Annotated in this window: 18 protein-coding genes; 16 read left to right on the top strand and 2 right to left on the bottom strand. The window is 66.7% G+C overall.

What is annotated here, in order from left to right; all coding sequences use genetic code 11:
• The first annotated feature begins 22 nt into the window (after positions 1 to 22).
• The 16 genes from tssH (at position 23) to V9L20_RS24515 (ending at position 22,008) form a co-directional block, all read left to right on the top strand.
• A complete protein-coding gene (gene tssH / locus V9L20_RS24590; RefSeq protein WP_337298583.1) occupies positions 23 to 2,752 on the top strand; it encodes a type VI secretion system ATPase TssH in 2,730 nt (909 codons plus the stop codon).
• Positions 2,753 to 2,795: 43 nt separating this feature from the next.
• Positions 2,796 to 5,657, top strand: a complete 2,862-nt coding sequence (locus V9L20_RS24585; protein WP_337298582.1) for a type VI secretion system Vgr family protein — start codon at positions 2,796 to 2,798, stop codon at positions 5,655 to 5,657.
• Between the two features lie 43 nt (positions 5,658 to 5,700).
• Positions 5,701 to 8,361, top strand: coding sequence for a DUF2169 family type VI secretion system accessory protein (locus V9L20_RS24580; protein ID WP_337298581.1), 2,661 nt, complete (start codon positions 5,701 to 5,703; stop codon positions 8,359 to 8,361).
• Positions 8,358 to 9,410, top strand: coding sequence for a pentapeptide repeat-containing protein (locus tag V9L20_RS24575; RefSeq protein ID WP_337298580.1), 1,053 nt, complete (start codon positions 8,358 to 8,360; stop codon positions 9,408 to 9,410). Before V9L20_RS24580 ends, V9L20_RS24575 begins: the two co-directional genes overlap by 4 nt.
• A gap of 38 nt (positions 9,411 to 9,448) precedes the next feature.
• Positions 9,449 to 10,108 carry a DUF3540 domain-containing protein gene (locus V9L20_RS24570; RefSeq protein ID WP_337298579.1) on the top strand — a complete coding sequence of 220 codons (660 nt, stop codon included), beginning with the start codon at positions 9,449 to 9,451 and terminating at the stop codon, positions 10,106 to 10,108.
• Positions 10,109 to 10,117: 9 nt separating this feature from the next.
• Complete coding sequence (locus V9L20_RS24565) at positions 10,118 to 10,513, top strand: DUF4150 domain-containing protein (protein ID WP_157611791.1); 396 nt, start codon at positions 10,118 to 10,120, stop codon at positions 10,511 to 10,513.
• Between the two features lie 65 nt (positions 10,514 to 10,578).
• Positions 10,579 to 12,924, top strand: a complete 2,346-nt coding sequence (locus V9L20_RS24560; protein ID WP_337298578.1) for a type VI secretion system Vgr family protein — start codon at positions 10,579 to 10,581, stop codon at positions 12,922 to 12,924.
• Between the two features lie 3 nt (positions 12,925 to 12,927).
• Positions 12,928 to 13,419: a DUF6484 domain-containing protein gene (locus tag V9L20_RS24555; RefSeq protein WP_337298577.1), complete on the top strand. Its 492-nt coding sequence runs from the start codon at positions 12,928 to 12,930 to the stop codon at positions 13,417 to 13,419.
• 13 nt (positions 13,420 to 13,432) lie between these two features.
• The gene (locus V9L20_RS24550; protein WP_337298576.1) at positions 13,433 to 14,485 is read left to right on the top strand and encodes a DUF2169 family type VI secretion system accessory protein; all 1,053 of its coding nucleotides are present in this window, start codon (positions 13,433 to 13,435) and stop codon (positions 14,483 to 14,485) included.
• A 2-nt stretch (positions 14,486 to 14,487) separates the two neighbouring features.
• Positions 14,488 to 15,555: a hypothetical protein gene (locus V9L20_RS24545; protein WP_337298575.1), complete on the top strand. Its 1,068-nt coding sequence runs from the start codon at positions 14,488 to 14,490 to the stop codon at positions 15,553 to 15,555.
• 3 nt (positions 15,556 to 15,558) lie between these two features.
• On the top strand, positions 15,559 to 16,461 hold the full coding sequence (locus V9L20_RS24540; RefSeq protein WP_337298574.1) for a DUF4150 domain-containing protein: 903 nt from the start codon (positions 15,559 to 15,561) through the stop codon (positions 16,459 to 16,461).
• A 12-nt stretch (positions 16,462 to 16,473) separates the two neighbouring features.
• Complete coding sequence (locus tag V9L20_RS24535; protein WP_337298573.1) at positions 16,474 to 17,388, top strand: type VI immunity family protein; 915 nt, start codon at positions 16,474 to 16,476, stop codon at positions 17,386 to 17,388.
• Positions 17,360 to 18,070, top strand: coding sequence for a hypothetical protein (locus V9L20_RS24530; protein ID WP_337298572.1), 711 nt, complete (start codon positions 17,360 to 17,362; stop codon positions 18,068 to 18,070). The genes V9L20_RS24535 and V9L20_RS24530 overlap by 29 nt, the downstream gene beginning before the upstream one ends.
• Before the next feature lie 10 nt (positions 18,071 to 18,080).
• Positions 18,081 to 19,334, top strand: coding sequence for a TIGR02270 family protein (locus V9L20_RS24525; protein WP_337298571.1), 1,254 nt, complete (start codon positions 18,081 to 18,083; stop codon positions 19,332 to 19,334).
• A gap of 132 nt (positions 19,335 to 19,466) precedes the next feature.
• Positions 19,467 to 21,161 carry a type VI secretion system-associated FHA domain protein TagH gene (gene tagH, locus V9L20_RS24520; RefSeq protein WP_337298570.1) on the top strand — a complete coding sequence of 565 codons (1,695 nt, stop codon included), beginning with the start codon at positions 19,467 to 19,469 and terminating at the stop codon, positions 21,159 to 21,161.
• Positions 21,162 to 21,213: 52 nt separating this feature from the next.
• Positions 21,214 to 22,008: a PP2C family protein-serine/threonine phosphatase gene (locus V9L20_RS24515; protein WP_258503803.1), complete on the top strand. Its 795-nt coding sequence runs from the start codon at positions 21,214 to 21,216 to the stop codon at positions 22,006 to 22,008.
• A 95-nt stretch (positions 22,009 to 22,103) separates the two neighbouring features.
• On the opposite strand, the gene V9L20_RS24510 is transcribed toward V9L20_RS24515, so the two are convergent.
• Both V9L20_RS24510 and V9L20_RS24505 read right to left on the bottom strand, forming a co-directional pair.
• A complete protein-coding gene (locus V9L20_RS24510) occupies positions 22,104 to 22,610 on the bottom strand; it encodes a peptidoglycan-binding domain-containing protein (RefSeq protein ID WP_337298569.1) in 507 nt (168 codons plus the stop codon).
• A gap of 81 nt (positions 22,611 to 22,691) precedes the next feature.
• Positions 22,692 to 23,171, bottom strand: a complete 480-nt coding sequence (locus V9L20_RS24505) for an Hcp family type VI secretion system effector (RefSeq protein ID WP_028258624.1) — start codon at positions 23,169 to 23,171, stop codon at positions 22,692 to 22,694.
• Positions 23,172 to 23,281: the final 110 nt, after the last annotated feature.

Below are 23,281 nucleotides of genomic sequence, written 5' to 3'. Positions count from 1 at the left end.
TTGAAGAGATACGGAGTCCTCCATGAGTGAAATCAGCCGCACCGCCCTTTTCGGCAAGCTCAACTCGCTGGCCTACAAAGCCATCGAAGGCGCCACGGTGTTCTGCAAGATGCGGGGCAATCCGTATGTGGAACTGGAGCACTGGTTCGCCCAGCTGCTGCAGGCGCAGGACTCCGACCTGCACCGCGTGATCCAGCACTACGGACTCGACGTGTCGGTGATTGCCAAGGACCTGACCGCCGCGCTCGACCGCCTGCCGCGCGGCGCCACTGCCATCAGCGACTTTTCTCCGCACATCGAGAACGCCATCGAGCGCGCCTGGACCTATGCCACGCTGCAGTTCGGCGAGGCGCAGGTGCGCACCGGCTACATCCTGGTGGGCATGCTCAAGACGCAGAGCCTGCGCAATCCGCTCTTCGGCCTGTCGAAACAGTTCGAGAAGATCAAGGTCGAAGACCTGGCCGACAACTTCGTGAAGATCTGCGACCCTTCGCCCGAGTCGCAGATGCGCGCGCAGGACGGCACCGGCATGGGCAGCGGCGCACCGGGCGAAGACTCGGGCGCGATGGCGCCGGCCGCCATGGGCAAGGGCGATGCACTGAAGAAGTTCGCGGTCGACCTGACCGAGAAGGCCAAGAAGGGCGAGATGGACCCGGTGACCGGGCGCGACGAAGAAATCCGCCAGATCGTCGACATCCTGATGCGGCGCCGCCAGAACAACCCGCTGCTCACGGGCGAGGCCGGTGTCGGCAAGACCGCGGTGGTCGAAGGCTTTGCGCAGCGCCTTGCGCGCGGCGACGTGCCGCCGCAGCTGAAGGACGTGAAGCTGCTCACGCTCGACATCGGCCTGCTGCAGGCCGGCGCGAGCATGAAGGGCGAGTTCGAGCAGCGCCTGCGCCAGGTGATCGACGAGGTGCAGAGCTCGCCCACGCCCATCATTCTTTTCATCGACGAGATCCACACGCTGGTGGGCGCGGGCGGCGCGGCCGGCACCGGCGACGCGGCCAATCTGCTGAAGCCGGCGCTGGCGCGCGGCAATCTGCGCACCATCGGCGCCACCACCTGGGCCGAGTACAAAAAGTACATCGAGAAAGACCCGGCGCTCACGCGGCGCTTTCAGGTGGTGCAGGTGCCCGAGCCCGACGAGGTGAAGGCCATCCTGATGCTGCGCGGCGTGGCCAGCGTGCTCGAGAAGCACCACCGCGTGCAGCTGCTCGACGAAGCCATCGAAGCGGCCGTGAAGCTGAGCCACCGCTACATTCCCGCCCGCCAGCTGCCCGACAAGGCCGTGAGCCTGCTGGACACGGCCTGCGCCCGCGTGGCCGTGTCGCAGCACGCCACGCCGCCGGAGGTGGAAGACTGCATGCGCCGCATCGAGGGGCTCACGGTCGAGCAGGAAATCATCGGCCGCGAGGCGACCATCGGCATCGACGTGACCAAGCGCTCGGCGCAGGTGGAAGCGCTGCTGGTCGAATCGAAGCTGCAACTCGAAGGCTTGAATGCGCGCTGGCAGGAAGAAAAAGGACTGGTCGACCGGCTGCTTGAGTTGCGTGCCAAGCTGCGGGCGGGGAACAAGCCGGTGGATGCGGCGACGGCCGAGGGCGATGCGAAGGCCGACGTGCCCCCACCCCAACCCTCCCCCAGCGGGGGAGGGAGCCAAGACCGGGCAGCGCTGCTTGAAGAGCTGCATGCGCTACAGGCGAAGATCCATGCGGTGCAGGGCGAGTCGCCACTCATCCTGCCTTCGGTCGACGAGCAGGCCGTGGCCTCGGTGGTGGCGGACTGGACGGGCATTCCCGTCGGCCGCATGGTGAAGAACGAAGTCGAAGCCGTGCTGAAGCTCGCGGACACGCTCAACCAGCGCGTCATCGGCCAGAAGCACGGCCTTGAAATGATCGCGCGCCGCATTCAAACGTCTCGCGCGCGGCTCGACAACCCGCAAAAACCCATCGGCGTGTTCATGCTGTGCGGCACCTCGGGCGTGGGCAAGACCGAGACCGCGCTGGCACTGGCCGAGGCGCTGTACGGCGGCGAGCAGAACATCATCACGATCAACATGAGCGAGTTCCAGGAGGCGCACACCGTTTCCACGCTCAAGGGCGCGCCGCCCGGCTACGTGGGCTACGGCGAGGGCGGCATCCTGACCGAAGCCGTGCGCCGCCGGCCCTACAGCGTGGTGCTGCTCGACGAGGTCGAGAAGGCCCACCCCGACGTGCACGAGATCTTCTTCCAGGTGTTCGACAAGGGCTGGATGGAAGACGGCGAGGGCCGCATGATCGATTTCAAGAACACGATCATCCTGCTCACCACCAATGCCGGCAGCGAGCTGGTGATGAGCATGTGCCGCGACCCCGAGCTGCTGCCCGACTCGAACGCGCTGGCCGATGCGCTCAAGGCGCCGCTCATGAAGGTGTTTCCGCCCGCGCTCTTGGGCCGCATCGTCACCATTCCCTACTACCCGCTGTCGCCCGAGATGATGAAGAAGATCGTGCGGCTGCAACTGGGCCGCATCAAGAAGCGGGTGGAAACCAACCACGGCGTGCCCTTCGAATACAGCGACGCGGTGGTCGACCAGGTGGTTGCGCGTTGCCAGGACCCGGAGTCCGGCGGGCGCGTGATCGACGCGATCCTGACCAACACCGTGCTGCCGACAATTTCGGTCGAGTACCTGCAGCGCCTGGCGTCGGGCGGTGAAATTCGCCGCGTGGCGCTGGATGTGAAGGACGCCGACTTTACCTACGCCTTCGACTAGCGCGCAACAGCGCCCGACGCCACGCCTGAAGAGAACACAACACATGTCGCATGATTTCCGCATCGAGAGCGAGTCGCCCGCCAAGGACGACCTCATGTTCTGGTCCATCGCCGGCCACGAGGCGCTGGCAAGGGCCTCGACCTACGAGCTCACGGTGCTTTCGGAGAATGCCTTCATCGACGCCAAGGACATCCTCGGCCATGCCTTCGACGTGGTGATCGATTTCTCCGATGCCGACGGGGCCACGCACGAGCGCCATTGCCAGGGACATGCGGTGCGCTTTACCCGTGGGCAGCAGTTGGGGCGCTACTTTCGCTACCAGATACGGCTGCGTTCGTGGTTCTGGCTGCTGACCAAGCGCACCAACTCGCGCATCCTTCAGGACAAGCCGGTGCTCGGAATCCTGGATGCAGTGTTCGAGGACAGCCCGATCAAGCGCTTCAAGAAGACGCGCACCGACAACGTGGTGGGCACGCATCCGGCCCGCCGCTATTGCGTGCAGTTCCAGGAGAGCGACTACAACTATCTCTCGCGCCTCCTGGAGGCCGAAGGCATCTACTACTGGTTCGATGCCCACGATGCGCCCGGCACGATGCACCTGTCCGACGCGAGCGGCATTGCCCACGAGAAGCTTGCAGCAGAGGCCAAGCTGCGCTTTGCATCCCCGGACGTGAGCGAGGCGCGCTTCAACGAAATCAGCGAATGGATCGATGTGCGCCGCTTCGACAGCGGCAAGTACGCCTCGCGCGACGTCGACTACAAGGCGATCAAGAAGCCGCTGAGCGTGGACGTCGACGTGCAGGAAAAGCACGAACTCTCGGACCTCGAGGTGTTCGAATACCCGGGCAACTATTTCACCGGAGAAGAGGTGGACGCCGCGGTCAAGGTGCACCTGGAGGAGTTCGACGGGCGCCGCGAGCGGCACTGGGGCCTTACCTCCTGGCCCGACGTTGCGGCAGGGCGAAGCTTCGACTTCGAGGGCGACCGGGGCGGCCTGCGCGACGGCGAGTACGTCATCGGCGGCTGCGTGTTCGTGGCCAGCCATCGGGGCTACGAAGGCGCCAGTGACGACGCAGAGTCGCAATCGGCCGCGGCGCTGCTGTCGGAGGCGATCCTCGACGACGCCGTCAATGCCGACGTGATGGCGGCCTTCACGGAGCTCCTGGAGCGGCAACCGTCGCTGCGAACCGGGGCGCGGGGTGCCAGCGCCTTCCTGATTACCGCGTTGCCGGTCGAGCGCACGTTCCGCCCGCCCCGGCTGACGCCGCGCGTGACGATGCCGGGTCCGCAGAGCGCCATCGTGTGCGGTCCCGAAGGCGAAGAGCTCCACGTCGACGAGGGCCGCGTGATGGTCCACTTCCATTGGGACCGCTACAACGACGGAGACGGCAAGGCCACCTGCTGGATACGCTGCTCGCAACCCTGGGCCGGCAAAGGCTGGGGCGGCTACTTCACGCCGCGCATCGGGCAGGAGGTGATCGTCGAGTTCATGAACGGCGACCCGGACCGGCCCGTCATTACCGGCCGCGTCTACAACGACGACCAGCCCATTCCGTACAAGTCGCCCACGCAGAGCGGCTTCAAGACGCGCTCCACGCCGGGCGGTGGCCCCGCGAACTACAACGAGATCATGTTCGAGGACAAGAAGGGGCACGAGCTCCTCAACATCCACGCCGAAAAGAACATGGCGACCACGGTGGAGAACGACGATTCCGGCCACGTTATGCGCGACCAGAGTCTGACCGTCGATCGCCACCGCACGATCATGGTGAAGGGCAAGGAAGAGCACACGGTCATGAAGACGCAGATGAACCACGTGGTTCAGGCGCAGACCAACAAGTTCGACGCCGACACCTTCACCACCACGCTGGGCAACCAGACCGTCGGCACCAAGGGAAAGCAGGACACGGTGGTGAACGGCGCCGTCACTTCGCACACCAACAGCACCTACACGCTGACCACCGTAGGCGCGTTCTCGCAGACCTCGGCATCGATGACGGTCAATTCGGTGGGCGCGGTTGCGCTGACCTCGGGCGCGAACATCGCAATAAGTTCAGTGGGCGAGCTGAAGCTGGCGACCAACGCGGACCGCGTGGACGCGAGCGTCGGCGCGCACAGCATCTTCGCCAACTCGATCAAGGCGGTGTCGAATTCGAACCTCGAGATGTTCGCCGTGGGCAACATCAACGCCACGTCGAACGGCTCCAACACCACCGTGCTGGGGCCCAACTCCAGCGGCTATATCGGCGTCAACAGCGAAGCCAACATGGGCATGGCGCGCTCGACCTTCATGGGACTTTCGATCGACACGATGATGGGCCTGAGCATGGCTTCGTGCCTGGCGCTGCAAATGGAGACGGCGGCGGCGCTCAAGCTCGGCTTTGCAGGCGTGGACCTGAGCATCTCGCCTGTCGATGTGGAGCAGCGCGCGGCCAAGGTCATCATGCCCGGCGGCGGCGCGGGCGCGGGAGCCGGGGGGGCATTTGCCATGGGCGCGTCCATCGGCGCTGCAGTCGGCGCGGTTGCGTATTCGATTGCGGCTGCGTACACCGACATCAAGGCCACCAACCAGCAGTACACGGATGCGGCCGCTGCGTTGCAGGAAGCCGCGACGCAGGCCAAAGCCCTCGGGCTGCACGGCATGGCGTCGCGCCTGGCCACTGCCAAGGGCATTGCCGAAGCCCGCAGGGACAACGGCTGGGCCAACCCCGACAACATTCGCCTGCATTCGGCACCGGCCGACAAGGCCGCGCAATACACGGACGACAAGCGGCTGGGCGCGCCGCCCGATGCCGTTGTGGGCGATGGATCGAAGATTGCCGCAGGCTCGTCGAAGATGCCCACCGAAGCGCCCCAGCCGGCCGCCTCCAAGGGGCTGCCCACGCCGCCAGCGTCTGCCGATTGAGCGCCGCTCCGCACAGCCGCGCGCACGACATCACCCGTTCTTCATGCAGATACTCAAGCCCCATGTCGCCGCGTTGAGCTTTCGGCCGATCGAGTACCGGTCCAAGGCCGGGCTGTGCGTGAGCACCATGCTCTTCGCACCGATGTCGCCGGAAGGCGGCGGCCTGCTGCGCGAGCAATCGATGTGGAACTGCATCTCCGAACTCATGGCGATGCCGCTGGTCGACGAGGGCATTGCCAAGCTCACGCCCGAATACCTGGTGGTCGGCCGCGTGCATGCGGGCGAAGCCGGTTCGCACGGGGCTGTTGCGCGCGTGCGGCTCGGCAATGCCGGCAAGGCCGTCATGGCCTTTTCGCCGCGCTACTGGGACGGCGCGCGCGTGGTGCAGTCGGAGGTCTATCAGCCGGTGCCGCTCGACTGGGCCAATGCATACGGCGGCCCTGCGGTGGCCGACAACCCGCTGGGCATGGGCGCCGCAACGGTCGGCGGCGTGCATTGGCTGCCGCCGCTGGAGCTGGCCGGTTCGCGCATCACCGCACCGGGCGACGTGGTGCAGCCCGCGGGATTCGGTGCGCTCGACATGATGCATCCGCAGCGCGCCGCATTGCGCGGCACCTACGACGAGAACTACCACAAGCAGCATGCGCCGGGTTTTCCTCCTGACGTGGACTGGCGGCACTTCAACATGGCGCCACGGGACCAGTGGCTGGACGCCCCGCTGCGAGGCGACGAGGCCTTTACGCTCGAGAACCTGCACCCGACCAAGCCGCTGCTGCAGGGCCACCTGCCGGGCCTGCGGGCGCGCGTGTTCGCCAACTACCGGCTGCCGCCCGAGCAGGTGGCGCCAGGCGGGGAGTCGCACAAGTTCAAGGAAGTGCCGATGCGGCTCACCACCGTGTGGTTCTTTCCTGAAGTGGAGCGCATGCTGCTGATCTGGCACGGCCTGGCCGAAGTGGCGGAGTATGACGGCAGCGACATCGATCATTTGATGACTGCCGTCGAGCGTCTGGGCCAGCCGCGCGGCGACGCCCACTATGCCGACGTGCTGGCCCGGCGCACAGACCCGGTGCAAGGCGGCATCGAAAGCCTGAACGATGCCGACCTGGTGCCGGAGGACATCGACACCATCGACCCCGGGTTCGAGAAGACCGCCGAGATCTACAAGATGGACGGCCTCCAGGCCGATGCGCAGTTCCGGCGCGCGGAGATCGACGTGGCCCTTGCGCGCGAGAAGGCCGTCGCCTTCGGCAAAGACCCGGATGCGCTGGGCCTGAAGCCGCCGGTGCGCGAGAAGCCGCCGACCCTGGCCGAGCTGCCCGCCTACATCAAGGCCAGCCAGAAGGAAGCCGAGGTGCAGCAGATCGCCGCCGCCGAAGACATGCTGGCGCAGCTGGAGAAGCTGCTCGCGTTGGGCGGTGAAGAAAGAAAACGCATGGCCGAACTGGCGCACCGCGGCCCGCCGCTCTACACCGCCGAGAAGCACCTGGCCGAGCTCAAGGCCCAGTTCGGCAAGCTGCCGATGCCCGAACCCCAGTTGCTGGAAAAGCTGCGCGATCGCCAAGGCGCCGAGCGGCTGGGCTATTTGCAATCGGCCCACATGCAGCCGCCGGCCTTCGCGCTCCAGGGAGAGGAGGGGGCCCGGCGCCGGCAAGAGGTGCAATGGCTGGCCGGGCAAGGCCACCGCACGCTGCCGTGGATCGATCTCACCGGCGTCGACCTGTCGGGCCTCGACCTGCACGGCTTCGATTTTTCGGGCGCGTGGCTGGAGAGCGCGAACCTTCGCAAGGCCAACATATCGGGCTGCAAGTTTGCCGGCGCGGTACTCGCGCATGCCGACATGCAGGGCTGCATGGCCATCGAGGCCGACTTCACCGGCGCCAACCTGGGCCGCGCGCAGCTCGCAGGCGCTGTGTTCGACCGCTCCAACCTGGGCGGCGCCATGCTGATGCGCACGCCGCTTGCCGGCACGCAGATGCGGCGCACCAACCTGGCCGGCGCCAACCTGCTCGAAACAGAGTGGGGCGTTGCCGACTGGAGCGGCGCCCAGCTTGCAGGAAACGTCTTCTACAAGCTCGCGTTGCAGGGGCTCGACCTGCGCGAGGCCGACCTCAGCGGTGCCAATTTCATCGAGTGCGATCTGCGCGGCGTGGACCTTTCCGGCGCGCTGCTGCAGTCGACCACCTTCGTTACCTGTCAGCTGCAGGGCGCACGCATGGTTGCCGCCCGTGCCAAGGGAGCGGTGTTCGTGAAGAACACCGTGCTCGACGGGCTGGACGCGAGCGGCGCCGACCTGTCGAACGCGAACCTCGGCGAATGCAGTGCCATCGGCCTTCGCGCGCCCAAGGCGCTGCTCGACGGCGCCAACCTGGGCATGGCCGACCTGCAAGGTGCCGACCTGCGGCTGGCCTCGGCCAAGGGTGCGCTTTTTCGCAAGACGCGCTTCAGCCGCGCACGGCTGGCCGGCGCCAATTTTCACGACGCGGTCTTCAGCTACGCCAACCTGATCGGCGCGGACCTGCGGCGCGCCAACCTCTTCGGCACCGACCTCACGCGGGTGGCGCTGAGCGGCGACACGCAGTTCGACGGCGCGTTGCTCACGCGCAGCCGCACCTGGCCGCGCCTGAACGCCGAGCAGCAGGCCTTGGCCGCGGCGCGCGATGCAGCGAGCCGTTCAGCGGGCAGTTCCACAGGAGATACGGCATGAAGGTAAGCGCCGAACTCCTTTCGCTGGGCGCCGGCCTTGGCGAGGCCTTCGAGGGGCAGGACTTCAGCGGCGGCCACTACGCCAAGACCTTCCTGGGCGGCGGCATCTTCACGCAGTGCCGCTGGGGCGGCGCCGACCTGCGCGAGGCCGATGTGCGGGAGGCAGTTTTCGACCAGTGCGACATGGGCGGTGCGCTGTTCGCAGGCGCCAACCTGCGCCATGCGGTGTTCAACCGCTGCAAGCTCGACCACGCGGACTTTCGCAGTGCCAATCTGCACACCACCACCTTCAACGAATGCGACCTCACGCATGCGCAGTTCGGCGAGGCATCGATGACCATGGCGAGGTTTCATGCTTGCGCGCTCGACCATGCCAGCATGCAAGGCGCGAACCTCGAGTCCGCGGTTTTCTCGCAATCGAAGCTGATCGACGTCAACGCCGACCACTCCCATTGGATGCACACGGTGGTGACCGGCTGCGACCTCAGCCTGATGACCTGGGTGGGCGCGCCGATGACTCGCGTGGTGTTCTCGAAATTGAGCCTGCAGAACATGCGCTTCGACGGCGGCAACTACGAGTCATGCCAGTTTGCCGACGCAGACCTGAGCGGTAGCAGTTTTGCAGGTGCGAAGCTGCGGCAATGCAACTTCCAGGGCAGCACCTTGAACGGCTGCGACTTCAGCAACGCGCAGGCGCCGCAAGCCATCTTCTGCGCCACCAAGGGCGAGGGGGCGCGCTTCACCAAGGCGCAGTTGGGCCAGGCACTTTTTACCGAGGCTGCGCTGCCGGGTGCCCACTTCGGCGCCGCGCAGCTGCACCAGTGCCACTTTGCGCAGGCCAAGCTGGCGCGTGCGGTGTTCGCAGGCGCCGATTGCACCTATGCCGATTTCCGGCATGCCGACCTGCAAGGCGCCGACCTGCGCGATGCCGAGTTGTTCCGCGCCGTCTTTCATCGCGCGCAGCTGCAAGACGTGCAAGCCACCGACAGAAGTCGCGCGCTCGGCACCGACTCCGACCTGGCACGCGCCGAGCAGTGGGCAGCCGCCTGAAGCACCGAGCGACAACGTCATCCATCCATGAGGCCATCATGACCGCCACTGTTACCGAACGCCGCACCAAGGCACCTCACAAGCCGAGCAAGCAAGCCGGCGCGCCTGTGCCTGCGCAAGCCGGATGGCATCGAGCCACCGTGCTTTCAGAGCCCGGGTCCGTGCAGGGGCTGCGCCTGCGCCTGAATGGAGAGGGCGTGCAGGAGATCAGCGCCCGCCAGGCTTTCAGCTGCCTGGTGGCTGTGCAGGCGGGCGATATCGTCGCGGGGCTGCTGGATGAACAGCGGCAATGCTGGGTGATGGCGGTGCTCGAGCGCAACGGCGCGCAGGACGTGGTGCTGCAAAGCCAGGGCAAGCTCGAACTGAGCGCGCCCACCATCAGCGCCAACGCACGGGAAGTGCTGCACATGGCCGCGCCGCAGGTGCGCCTGAGTTGCGAGCAAGCCGACGCAGTGGGCGAGCGCCTGAACCTGGTGGGCGGCACGGTCAAGGCAATTGGGGCCGCGCTGTCGACGCTGTTCGACCGCGTGCACCACCACAGCAAGCAATACATGCGCAGCACCGACGGCCTGGACCGCACCCAGGCCGGGCACATGGAGCTGCAGGCGCGCCAGCTGTTGCAGATCCACGGCGAGCACACGCTCGTCGAGGGCGAGCAGCTGGTCAAGGCGCGGGGCGCGCAGATCCACTTCGGGTAGGAGTCCGACATGTTCGCCAACTGCCAGATGATGGGCACCGACATGGGCTTTCCCGACGTGTGCCTCACGCCCACGCCCGCGGGGCCGGTGCCCATTCCGTACCCCAACATTGCCATGGGGCCGATGGCCATTCCGAACTGCCCGACGATTCTTTTCATGTGCATGCCCGCGCACAACCTGGGAACCACCATTCCCATGACCAACGGCGACAACTCGGGCGTGAACATGGGCGTGGCCTCGGGCACGGTCATGGGGCCGTCGCGGCACGTGACCGGCGCGTTCACCGTGCTGCTCAACGGCATGCCGGCCACGCGCATGACCAGCGTGTCGCTGCAAAACAGCACCAACTGCCCCGGAGTGCGGCTCGTGCCGAGCCAGGCGCTGGTGCTTCTGCTGGCGCCCTAGGCGCACGGCCCGCCGGAAGAACGGCGGCGAGGTTCGGGAGGGGGAACGTAAAAAGGGATGGAAGCATGGCCGATCACACGTTCAGCATCCAGGGCGACTCGCCCATCGTCGACAAGCTCATGTTCTGGCGCATCGTGGGCCATGAGGTGCTTGCGCGCCCGTCGGCCTATGAACTCACCGTGCTGACCGACAACGAAAGCATCGATCCCGCGGACGTGCTGGGCCGCGCTTTCGATGTGGCAATCGAGTTCGAAGATGCCGACGGCGGCACGCACAAGCGGCATTGCCAGGGGCACGCCGTGCGCTTCACGCGCGCCGGGCGCAGCGGGCGTTTCATCGAATACCGCATCAGCCTGCGCTCGTGGTTCTGGCTGCTGAGCAAGCGCGTCAATGCGCGCATCCTGCAGAACAAGCCGGTGCTGGATGTGATCGACGCCGTGCTGGACGACAGCCCGGTCGGGAGCCTGAAGAAGATCAAGTCGGCCGGCGTGGTCGGCCCCCATGCGCCCCATGGCTACTGCGTGCAATACCGCGAGAGCGACTACCAGTTCCTGTCGCGCCTGCTGGAAGAAGAGGGCATCTATTACTGGTTCGACGCGCATGACGCCCCCGGCACGCTGCACCTGTCGGACACCAGCACGCTGGCCCACGAGAAGCTTCCCGCCGCCGACACGCTGCACCACGTGGAGCGCGACGCATCGGAAGCGCGTGCCAACGAGATCACGCGGTGGATCAGCTCGCGGCAGTTCGAATCGGGCAAGTTCGCATCGCGCGACCGGGACTTCAAGGTCATCAGCAAGCAGCTGTTTGCGGACAAGGGCGACCCCGACACGCACGAGCTGTCGGACCTGGAGGTGTTCGAGTTTCCGGGCGGCTATGCCTCGGGCGACGACACCGACAACCTGGCGCAACTGCGGCTGGACGAGCTCATCGCCCGCCGGCAGCGCCACTGGGCACTGACCGGCTGGCCAGACGTGACTGCCGGGCGCAGCTTTGCGTTCAAGGGCGACCCCGAGGGCAAGCACGACGGCGACTACCTGATTGCGGCCTGCACCTTCGTTGCCAGCCACCCGGGCTACGAAGGCGCCGATGTTGCCGAGAACCCGCGCCCCATAGACGCCGTGCTGCACGACGCGCTGGCCGACGACCCCGTCAACACCGGGCTGCGCGAACTGGTGGGCGACCTGATTGCAGAGACGCCGGCACTGCGCGGCGGCCAGCGGGCGAGCAGCAGCTTTTTGCTGACTGTGGTTCCGCTGAACACCCCGTGGCGGCCGCCGCGCCTCACACCGCGCGTCACCATGCCCGGGCCCCAGAGCGCCATTGTCACGGGCCGCAGCGGCGAGCAGATATGGACCGAAGAGCACGGCCGCGTGAAGGTGCAGTTTCACTGGGATCGCTACGGCAAGAACGACGAGAACAGCTCATGCTGGGTGCGCGTGTCGCATCCCTGGGCTGGCAAGGGCTGGGGCGCGGTCAGCATTCCGCGCATCGGGCAGGAAGTGGTGGTCGACTTTCTGGACGGCGACCCCGACCAGCCCATCATCGTCGGGCGCTTCTACAACGGCGAATCGATGGCGCCCTTCGGCCTTCCGGCCGGCGCCGTGGTGAGCGGCATCAAGTCGAACACGCACAAGGGCAAGGGCTACAACGAGCTGTCGATGGACGACACCGCGGGCAAGGAGAAGGTGACCATCCACGGCCAGTACGACATGAACACCACGGTGGAGCACGACCAGACCACCACCGTGCATAACAACCGCACCGACGCGGTGGATGTCGACGACTCGGAAACCGTGGGCAGCAACCAGACCCAGAGCATCGGGGCCAACCAGACGATTTCAGTCGGCGCGAACCGCGAAGAGTCGGTGGGTGGCACCGAAACCATCACCATCGGCGGCCACCGGACCGAAACCGTGAACGGCGGCGAGACCGTGACCATCAACGGCGGGCGCAGCCATACCGTGAACGGCGTGCAGACCACCACCATTTCGGTGGCCGAGATGCACACGGTAGGGGCGGGGCGCATGCACAGCGTGGGCGCGGGCGAGGCCATCAACGTGGGTGGTGTGCAGGCCGTGACAGTGGGCGGAGCGCAGATCGTGAGCGTGGGCGGCCTGCAAAAGGTGAGCGTGGGTGCGCTGCAGTCCATCACCGTGGGTGGTCCGCACAAGCTCTCGGCCGCGGTGATCTCCGAGACATCGAAGGGGCCGATCAAGATCAAGGCCGGTGCCATCTGCATGGTCGAGGCGCCCACCATCATGCTCAAGGCGGGCGGCAGCAAGATCGTCATGAACGCCAGCGGCATCACCATCAAGGGCGCCAAGATCACCATCAAGGCCGACGGCACAGCATCGTTCAAGGCCGGGGGCTCGATCAAGATCAAGGGCTCCAACCTGGGGGAGGACTGAGCCGTGGAAGACCACACCGATCTCCAGAGCGCGCGCAGCCTGCTGCACAGCGTGGCCGCCTGGTCGAAGCTGTCGGGCCAGGGCGTGGCGGTGGCCGCCTTTGCCGGCTTCGATGCCGAGGGGCGCTTTCTCGTCACGCTGGGCGAGGGCATGGCGCCGGTGCAGGCGCTCTCGACTGTCGGCCTTGCACCCGGCGAAGTCGGCGCGGCCGTTGTCGTCGCCTTCGAGAAGGGCGAGGTGCGGCACCCGGTCATCGTCGGGCGCGTGCAGCCGCTGCACACCGAAGTACCACCGGCGGCCGATGCTGCGTGCGTGGACGCCAGCGTCGACGGCGAGCGCGTGGTGCTGCAGGCGCGCGAGCGCATCGAGCTGCGCTGCGGCGACGCCAGCATCGTGCTCACGCGCGCGGGCAAGGTGCTGATCAACGGCAACTACGTGCTCTCGCGCTCGCGCGGCGTCAACCGCGTGAAGGGTGCCTACGTGGGCATCAACTGAAAAGGCATGCGCCATGTGGCAGCTGGACAACCGTACGCCCTACGCCGCCGAACGCACTTGGGTGCGCGACCGCGATGGCGCGGAGATCTGGCTCGTGGCGGTGAAGTGCAGCTTCGACATTTCGCCCGATGGCGAGACCAGCGTCGCGGCCGAGCAACCGCCCGTTGCGCAGGCGCCCGTCTTCGTGGACGAGGCCGCGCCCCAGCCGAGCCTGCTCTACGAGATGGACCTGGTGCGCACCAAGTTGACCACCGATGTCGTGCTGATCGGCCACGCGCATGCGCCAGGCGGCGTGCCCGTGACGCAGCTCGACGTGGGCCTGCGCATCGGCCCCATCGCCAAGCGCCTGCGCGTGACCGGCGACCGCGTCTGGCTCGGCGGTGCGCCGTCGGAGCCCGAGCCTTTCAGCGTCATGCCGTTGGTGTGGGAGCGCGCGTATGGCGGCGTGGACCCGTGGACGCGCGATGCACCATTGCCGCAGTTCGACGTGCGCAACCCCGTGGGCACCGGCTTTGTGACGGAGGCTGCGCATGCCGAAGGCGTGCGGCTGCCGAACATCGAGTACCCGGACCAGTGCGTTCGGGCGTGCAGCGACAGGCCTGAGCCCGCGGGCTTCGGGCCGCTGTGCAACCACTGGCAGCCGCGCGCGGGGTTTGCGGGGACGTATGACGAAGCGTGGCAGCGGGATCGGTTGCCGTTGCTGCCGGTGGACTTTGATGATCGGCACTACCAGTGCGCGCCCGGGGATCAGCAGGCGCCGCAGTTTCTGGTGGGCGACGAGCCGGTGTTGATGGTGCATCTGGCGCCGCAGCCCGAGATCCGATTGACGCTGCCGCGCGTGCTGCTCGGCCTCGAAACCTTTTTCTCCGACGGCACGCAGGTGCTGCATGAGCGGCCGCAACTGCACACGGTCATCCTCGAGCCAGCGGCGATGCGTGTTTCGCTGGTCTGGCACAGCGCGCTGCCGTGCCACCCCAAGGTTCACAAGCTGCTGAAGACGCGCATCGTCGAGAAACGGCTGCTGCGCCTGGGCGAGACGGCGTCCGAGCAGGCGGTGGAGGCCTGAGGATGGCCGGCAACGCGTTGCAGATCGTCGGGCTTGGCGCCAGCACGCCAATAGGGCGCAACGTATGGGCCAGCGCTGCGGCGGCACGCGCCGGCGTGTGCGGCTTCTCCGAGCATCCGTACATGGTCGACACGGCCGGTGAGCCGATGCGTATTGCGCGGGCACCCTGGCTCGACGTGGGGCTCGACGGTAGCGCACGGCTGGGCGCGCTGCTGCTGCCGGCCATCGAGGAGGCGCTGGCTCCGTTGACGGAGCTTGCTGGAAACCTGTCTCTGCGCATCGGCCTTGCACTGGGGCTGCCGCCCCCGCGCCCTGGGCAGCCTGACGCATTGGCCGATGACCTGCTGGTGGCCATCCGGGAACGCATGGGAAACCGGTTCGTCCGCATCGCCCGCTTCGAGGTCGGCCACGCGGCAGGCCACATGGCCATGGCAGCCGCCGAGGCTGGCTGCGCGCGTGATGCCTTCGATGCGTGCGTGGTGGCGGGCATCGACTCGTACCTTGCACCCGAGACCCTCGAATGGGTTGAAGCCTGCGATCAACTCCACGGCGGCGGCCCGCTCAACAACGCTTGGGGCTTCATCCCCGGCGAGGCTGCTGGCGCGGTGCTGCTTGGCACGCCGCGACTGGCGCAGTTGTGCGGCATCGCGCCGCTGGCTGAGTTGGTGTCCGTCGGCATCGGCATGGAGTCCAGGCTCATCAAGACCGGCGAGGTGTGCGTCGGCGAGGGCCTGACACAGGCCTTCCGTGCGGCGCTGCAGGGCTTGGCGCCTGGCGAGCAGGTGCACAACGTGTACTGCGATCTCAACGGCGAGCCCTACCGCGCCGACGAGTTCGGCTTTGCCACGCTGCGCACCGGGGAGCGCTTTCGTGCAGCGTCGGACTTTGTCGCGCCGGCCGATTGCTGGGGCGACGTGGGTGCGGCGGGCTCGCTGCTGAACGTTGCGTTGGCTGTCATTGCATGTCGCAAGCGCTACGCCAACGGTCCGTTGTCGATGGTGTGGGGCAGTTCAGAGTCGGGCGAACGCGGGGCGGTGCTGGTGCGCTGCGCTGAACCGGCGGGAGGCTGAGCCGTGCCAGTCACCATCCGGGTCAACGGCACCAGTCTCACGCTGGTGCACAAGTTCAGCATCGGCATCAGCACCGCGACCATTCCCGACGTGTGCAAGACGCCGAGCCCCGGCGGGCCCGTGCCGGTCCCCTACCCGAACATCGCCAACTCGATCACGCTGTCGAGCGGCACCAGCACCGTCAAGGGCGACAAGGCGATGGCCGCGAACAAGGGCTCGAAGTTCGCCATTTCCAACGGCGACAACGCAGGCGTGGCGGGAGGCGTGAAGTCCAGCACTTTCATGAAGGAGGCGACCTGGATCCTCTACTCCTTCGACGTGAAGATGGACGGGAAGAACGCGGCCCGGCTCACGGACAAGATGTTCCATAACTCGAAGAACGCGGCGAACCTGGGCGGGGAGGCGCAGCAGCCGCTGATCGATGCCCTGGGGGACGCCATGGCAAAAGAGTTGTGCGAAGCCGCGTGCCAGGCCCTGAAGGACAAGGAGGCGGCTGACGCCAAACTACCGCCAGGGAAGGCGTCGACCGACCAATACCAGCGCCGTATGCGCAACATCGTTGATCCCAAGCCGCGTGGCAGCAAACCAGGCCTGCTCACGGAGGTTTCGCAGGATTTGAAGAGTGGGAAACTCATCGGCAAACATGGCATGGATGTCAACAGTGGCTTGGGGTATGCCAGGTGGGACATCCTGCTGGTCGATGCAGCGAAAGCCGTTGGAAAAAAAGCGCTGACGCTCGCCGATGTAGACCGTATCGTCGAGGTGAAGTTTCCCAACGACTCGCCTACGGACAATCAGGACATGCTGCGAAAAACCAACCCGGCCACGGACAAGAAGCTGACGGAGATGAAGGTCAGGAAAAAAGGGGCAAAGGATGCCAAAGGCGCCGACTGCCTGTGTACCTGAAAGGAAAAACTTATGGATGAGGCCCTGTTCACCCTGACGGACGATGGCGAAAGCGTGGCGACGCCCTGCGTCGAGATCGTTGCCTTTGCCTACGGCGTGCCTGAGAACATTGGAGCGGGCCTGGCGCGATTTCTGCGCGCCTACATGGACGCCTTTGGCAATCAGCAGCGTTTCTATCGCACTGGCGACATGAAGCGCTTCCGCGCCAACGATGCCAAGGCGATCGAGGGACCGAGTCATTGGTTCTCCGACCCGGACGTGCTCGCAACCAAACTACTGAGCCACCGAGCGCATTCGGGCAAGAAAGCCGGCCTGATCCAGTCACCCGCAATACGGATGTCGTTGGCGGGGCCTTTGGATCCGCCGCGCTTTGTGCTGCGAATGGCACTACCCGTCGAGTGGGGCGACCAACCCGATGAGGTGATCGCGCTGGCCCAGGATGCGCTCGCCGAATTCCCCCTCAGCAGTGGATACGCCGGCTACTCTTTGCTGTGGGAAGACGCGGATTCGTTGGTGGATCGGGAAGTTCTCCAATGGTCGGTCCCGCTGATGCTGCGGTATCCGGGCCTGGGCTACGGCGACGCTTTGCGCATGTCGAATGGCGCGCAGCATGGTGTCGCGGCCGTCAATTGGCTTACCTTTCTGGGGGCCGAAACGGCGGCGGCGCTGGGCGGTCTGACCGCCCTCGAGCGAAGTGCGCCTGCGGGGGTGTCGGCGCTTGCGCTGGGCAAGACCGGCGTGATCTTGCGCGCCGGCGATGCGCCGCAGATCGGCGACGTGAACCGGCAGGACACCGTGCCGATCTATGGCGCCGTGGGCAAGCTTGTCGCGCCAGTGGTGGCGCCCGACGAGGCTCTGGATCAGATATTCATCAAGGGCATGCCCGAGGAGCGCGCGCATGACTGGCTTCGACGTTTCTTCATCTGAGCGCTACAGCGGCCGGGTTCTGCTTCAGGCCGCGCTGGAGCACGGCCCCGAAGGATCGATCGGGCTTTTGGAGCGCCGCATTCGCGTCTTTCTCGATGCGGTGGACGCGGGGTTCTTCTTCCCGGGAAGGCGGCTTTCCTCGGCGCCGGTCGAGCTCCGAGCCGTCGGCATGTCGGTGCAGGCGCAGCTGCAGGTCGAGGATCTCCCTGTCACGGCCCTGGATGTATTGGGTGGCATGCTGGCGGACTGCCGTCAACACGAAGTCCTTTTCCACGCGGCGCGTGCCGTGCTGGGTCAGCGCGAGCTTGACCTGCTCCGCGAGACGGGCGTGCGCCCGGCCGCTCCGGAGGAGCCACCATTCGAAGTCGAGTTTCCGCAGGACATGGGCGGCAACTACGCATTGTTGGTGGAGATCGAATTCGCACAGCCGGTGCCGCCCGAAGCCCGGCAAGGCCTGCTCGAAACCCTTGCGCTGTGGGACGCGTTGACGCTTGCCTATCCCAACGATCCCGACGAGGCGGTGGAAGTCAGCGGCGCGCAGGCCATGTTCAACGATCCGCGCACGATCCACTATCACGAATGGATCTGGGACAAAGCCGACGCCGAGGCATGGGATCTCATCGTCAATCTCTGCTGCGCCTGGCACGAGAAGCTGCCCATCGTGCGGTTGCATTTCGAGTAGGAGTTTGCCCGTGGACGCCGAAACGCTGCCTTCCATCGTCGCCGAGCACGCCGACGAAGCCTCCTTCCTCTGGCTCCAGCGCGCGAGCGCGGTCCACGCGCCCAACTATTCGCCCCAGCAATTCGCCGACCTTGACGAACGCCTCGCCGCCCACGTCGATGGCCTGCGCGTTGCCGGCGAGGATGGCTGGCAGCATGCGCTCGCATTGACGGACAACGAAGGCCCGGAAGATTTCTTCGTCGCCGCAGTGCTCGCCATCGAAGCAGTCGATGGTCGCTTTGACGATCTGGTCGAGCGCGCCAAGGACTTGCCCGAGGTCGTGCCTGGCTTGATCTCCGCCATCGGCTGGACGGAGCCGGATCGTCTCGGCGGGCGCGTGAAGACTTTGCTCGAAGACGCTTCGCCGCTGCGGCAAAAGCTCGGCGTTGCGGCTTGTGCGCTGCATCGGCGCGATCCGGGGGCGTTGCTCGGGCAACTGCTCGTGGATGCGCCCGACAGCGTGCGCATCCGCGCGCTGCGGGCGGCCGGCGAGTTGGGCCGAGCCGACCTGTTGCCGCAGGCGCAGGCGCTGCTCGGCGAGGTCAAGCCAGAGCTGCGCTTCTGGGCCGCATGGGCGGCAGTGCTGCTGGGCGACCGGGCGCAGGCGCTCGATGCGCTCGCGGCTTTTGCGCTGAAGAGCGGGCCGCGCCAGCCGCGCGCCTTCCAGCTGGCGCTGCAGGCCGTGGATGTGGTACCGGGCCACGCGCTGCTGCTCGACAGCGGCGCGTTGCCCGAAGTGCAGCGCTTGCGCATCCTCGGTTCGGGCTTCATCGGCGACGCGCGCTACGTGCCCTGGCTGATCGAGCAGATGGCGCAGCCGGCCACGGCGCGCATTGCGGCCGAAGCGTTCGTCACCATCACCGGCGTGGATTTCGACCTGGAGCAGATGGAAACCATGCCGCCCGATGGCTTCGAAGACGGCCCGACCGACGACCCCGACGACGAGAACGTCGAGCTCCCCGAAGACATTGCCTTGCCCTGGCCGGACATCGACAAGGTTCGCGCATGGTGGGGGAAGAACGGCGCGCGCTTTGCACCCGGGGTGCGGCTCTTCATGGGGCAGCCGGTTTCCGTTGAAGGTTGCACGAACGTGCTGCGCGAAGGCTTCCGGCGGCAGCGCGTGGCGGCCGCGCTGCACCTGTGCCTGCAGGAGCCGCGCGCGCCGTTGTTCGCCACCAGCGCGCCCGCCTGGCGGCAGCGGCGCTGGCTCGAAAGCGTGGCGTGAAACGCCACTGCAATAAAGGCATACCTCTTAAGGCGAGATTGCCAAGCGGCCCCCCGGAATGAATACTCCTTCTGAGTTTTTGGGCTCGTGCATGCGCGAGTCGTGTTCGGGCGCAGCCCCGGGGGCCGATTCATGATTCATATCGCTGTCATCACCCGGCAAGGCGCCCCGGCGGGGCAGGCCATTGCCGCCGATTTCGGCCCCAACGGGGGCACCATCGGACGTGCGGACACCAACACGCTGGTGCTCGACGATCCGGACCGCACGGTGTCGCGCGTGCATGCGCAGGTGCTGTGCCGCGACGGCCAGTATTTCGTGATCGACCGGGGCAGCAATCCGATGCAGTGCAACGGCGTGCCGCTCGGGTCGGGCAAGGAAGCGCCGCTGACCGACGGCACGCAGCTCGTGGTGGGCAGCTTCGAGTTGCGTGTGCGTGCAATGGCCGGCGCGGCTGCGCCTTCGCTGGCCGTGCCCAACACGGTGATGAAAGCGCCCGTGCCCGCGTCGGCGGCAGCGGCATCGAGCGACGATCCTTTTGCCGACCTGCTGGCGGGCCTTGCACCGCCGGCGGCACCGGCCGCTGCGGCCAGGGCATCGCCGCCCGCGGCTGCGGAGTCCGCGGATTCGTTGTTGTTTGCCGACCCGATGCAGAACGGATCGCGCAATGCCCAAGCCGCGCAGATCGACCCGTTCGCCAATCTGCTGGGACCTGAGGCTTCTTCGGCGCCCGCAGCCGGACTTGGCGCGCTCGACGACTTTTCCGACCTGGGCGCCCCGCCCGCGAGCGGCAAGGCCGCAGGCATCGACGAGCTGTTCGGCGGCATGGGCGGTGGAGGTGGCATCGGCGGCGATCCGCTCTCGCTGTCGCCGTTGGCGGACCCGCTGCTGCAGCCCAACACGGCGTCCGATGCCGATCCGCTGGCGGCGCTGCAGCGTGCCGCGCCGGCCACGCCGGTACCGCGCGCCGACCATTTGCCCATCGATCAGTTCGGCTTCACCCCGCCGAAGGCGATCGATGCGCCGCGGCCGCAGCTGCCGCAGTTCGACGACATCACGGGCCAGCCGATCCGCATCAGCGGGCCGGAGGTTTCTGCGGGCGGACCGGCCGAACCGCCCGGGATGCCGGCGCCGCCCCCGCCACCTCCGGCGCCTCGGCCGCAATCGGTGCAACCACAGCCGCAGCCCATGCCGGCGCCGGTCGCCAAGGCGGCACCCGCATTGCAGCGCACCGCTTCCGACGACGAGCTGCTCGCCGCCTTCCTGCGGGGCCTCGGCAGCACGCACCAGGCGCCCGAGATGCTCACGCCGGGCCTGATGGAGCGCATCGGCACCATTCTTCGCAGCGCCACCGAGGGCACGCTGCAACTGCTGCTCACGCGCCAGGAGTTCAAGCGCGAGGTACGCGCCGAGGTCACGATGATCGCGTCGCAGGCCAACAACCCACTCAAGTTTTCGCCCACCGCCGACGTTGCGCTGGCTCACCTGCTGGGCCCGGGTGTGCGCGGCTTCATGCCGCCCGAGGCGGCCATGCGGGATGCCTTCAACGACCTGCGTGCGCACCAGTTCGGCGTGATGGTGGGCATGCGCGCGGCGCTGGCGCATGTCATTGCGCGCTTCGAACCCGACGAGCTCGAGAAGAAGATCAGCGCAAAGTCGGCGCTCGACGCGCTGTTCAGCGCCAACCGCAAGGCCAAGCTCTGGGACCAGTTCGTGGCGCTGTACGGCGGCATCGCGAGCGAGGCCGAGGACGATTTCCACAACCTCTTCGGCAAGGCCTTTCTCGAGGCCTACGAAGAACAGATGGCGCGCCTGAAGTCCGACGCCTGAACGTCGCCCTCAAGCACAACTGCAACAGCACCAGCAAACGCGAGGCATCCGCTTGGAAATCGAAATCGTCACGCTGTCCAGACAGGGCGGCCGCAGCTACAACGAGGACGTGCACGGCCACTGGCATGACGAGCGCTATGTCGCCTGCCTGGTGGCCGATGGCGCCGGCGGGCACGGCGGCGGCGACGTGGCGGCGGCCACGGTGCGCAGCAGCGCGCTGGGCGGCTTCTCGGCCGCGCCGAGCCTGGACCAGGCGAGCCTGCGCGCGCTGGTCGAACAGGCCAACCGCGACGTGGTGGCGCGCCAGGCGGAAGGTGGCAAGCTCGCGGGCATGCGCTCGACCATCGTGTTTGCGGCCATCGACCTGGAGAGCGAGGCGCTCGCCTGGGTGCACAGCGGCGACAGCCGGGCCTACCTGTTTCGCGGCGGCGCCATCGTGGCGCGAACCACTGACCACAGCCTGGTGCAGCAGATGGTGGCCGGCGGCATGCTCGACGAAGAAGGCGCGCGCCTGCATCCGCAGCGCAACATGCTGCTGTCCGCGCTGGGGTCGATCGAAGAGGCGCCGGACATCGCGGTGTCCGACCGCATGCGGCTGTTGCCCGGCGACGTGCTGCTGCTGTGCAGCGACGGCGTGTGGGAGCCGCTGGGCGACGAGTGCCTGATCGACACGCTGCATGCCTCGCGCACACCCAGCCAGTGGACCGAGCTGATCGACGCGAAGGTGAGGGCCAATGCCAAGCAGGGCCACGACAACTACACGGCGCTCACGCTGTGGGTGATCGGGGACGAGGGCGACGATGTGACGCGGCTGCTGCCGGAGAACGTCGCGCAGGCCGATTCCTGATCCTTTCCTTCCGTAGCGGGAAAGAAAAAAAAGCCCGAAGCTTTCGTCCATCCGGACAATCGCTTCGGGCCTTTGTCGATTTTTTGGAGTGCGACCTAGGAGTAGGCGTACTTGCTCGCCGTCTTCTTCACCCGCTTCAGGGCGTTGCGCAGCAGCGCCGGCATGTCCTCGCGGTTGGGCAGGTTGGTGTAGTTGTCGATCCCCTGTTCCTTGCAGCAGTTGGCGCAGCCGTTGTTGAGCAGGTCGAGCGCGTAGCGGGTCTTGCTGATCGTGCTGGACGAGCCGGGCTCCCGGAACGGATCGAAGATGCCGTCCGGCAGTACTTTTTGTCCGCGCGCGATCACCTGCGTCTGGAAGTGCGTGATGTGCTTCTGCGTGACCGGCCCGTAGTAGCCGTCCACGGCAATCACCTCGGTCTGGCCCGGAGGCGGGTCCATGTCGTGGTTGAAGCCGAGCAGCTCGTAGTAGAAGATCTTGAACAGCGCCTGCACCAGCATCACGTCTTCACGTGTGTTGGAACCGATCCGGCCGGCCGACCAGTCGATGTTGTAGGTGGTGAGCAGCGCGCCGCTGCGGCCGATGAGTGGGGTGCTGAATGCCATTGCATTGCTCCGGTGAGGACGCGTGGAAACCGCATCGGGCACTGGCGCGCCCGATGCCGTGCCCTGCGGGTCCGTCGTCCGTCAGCGAGTCTCGGTGGTTGCGACGTTCCAGCCGAACTTGACTTCGCCGCCGCCCGCGCCCTTGTCGTCCTGGGCCTTGTAGGCGAACTCGATGTCCTTGAACGAGCACGACACCTGTTCCTGCACGTCGCCGCCCTGTGCGCCGCCGGGGCCCACCATGGCGATGAAGACTTCCTTGAGCGTGACCTTCAGGTACTCCTGCTGGCCTTCGCCCGCCTTGCGGCAGGTCAGCACCATGTCCTTGAAATGCTTGCCGCTCACGCAGTTCTTGGCCAGCACCGGGGAAGCCTTGTCGTAGGTGTGCGTGAAGTGGAACTCGCCCGGCGTGGCCTTGCCCTTGCCCGAGCCGCCGCCGGAGCCTGCGCCCGACGCGTTGCTCACGTTCCAGGTCCACGACGAGATCTCGATCTCGTCCTTGTGGTCCTTGTGGGACGACTCGCCCTTGACGCCGTCGAGCTTGATGTGAAAGTCAGAAGACATGTTCCTACTCCTTGGGGCCCGGTTTGCATTCGGGCGGTTGATGATCGAGATGAAGACAAGGGCTGCCGGCAGGTTGCCTTTGGGAGCGATGCGCGGCAGCTACTGAGAGA

Source organism: Variovorax sp. CCNWLW225 (genome assembly GCF_037204045.1).
Classification (GTDB): Bacteria; Pseudomonadota; Gammaproteobacteria; order Burkholderiales; family Burkholderiaceae_C; genus Variovorax.
Note: the sequence above shows the minus strand (reverse complement) of the source record. Positions and strands in the feature narration are given on the sequence as shown.